Origin of the sequence: Chromobacterium sp. IRSSSOUMB001 (assembly GCF_023507765.1) — a bacterium.
Lineage (GTDB): Bacteria > Pseudomonadota > Gammaproteobacteria > Burkholderiales > Chromobacteriaceae > Chromobacterium > Chromobacterium haemolyticum.
The window spans coordinates 1-393 of sequence record NZ_JALCYU010000065.1 but is presented as its reverse complement, the minus strand read 5'-3'; the positions used below and the strand labels follow the sequence as shown (position 1 = coordinate 393).

The following is a 393-nucleotide window of genomic DNA, read 5'->3' as shown; positions in this document are numbered from 1 at the left end:
GGGCGGCTTCTTCAGTTTGTTAAAGATCGGGCGTTAAAAATACAACGCAAACACAACCAAGCTGTTTTGCAAACTCGCTTGTGTTTGAGTTGTGGTGGAGGATGACGGGATCGAACCGACGACCCCCTGCTTGCAAAGCAGGTGCTCTCCCAACTGAGCTAATCCCCCTCTTTTTGCCTTATGCAGCGTTGCTCAACAGCTCATGTACAATTGTACATTTCGCCATTTCGCGCCTTGCCTAAGCCAAAAATTACGTATCGCTACGCAAATTCTTGGTGGGTCTGGTTGGACTCGAACCAACGACCCCCGCCTTATCAAGACGGTGCTCTAACCAGCTGAGCTACAAACCCATTTCTCGGTCAGCCATCGCTGGCTGACACGCCCTTAACTACA

At 50.4% G+C, this 393-nt stretch carries 2 tRNA genes; both read right to left on the bottom strand.

The window, feature by feature from the left end:
* Positions 1–92 precede the first annotated feature (92 nt).
* Positions 93–168 (bottom strand) — tRNA-Ala (locus MOV80_RS23335).
* Between the two features lie 105 nt (positions 169–273).
* A tRNA-Ile gene (locus MOV80_RS23330) sits at positions 274–350 on the bottom strand.
* Positions 351–393: the final 43 nt, after the last annotated feature.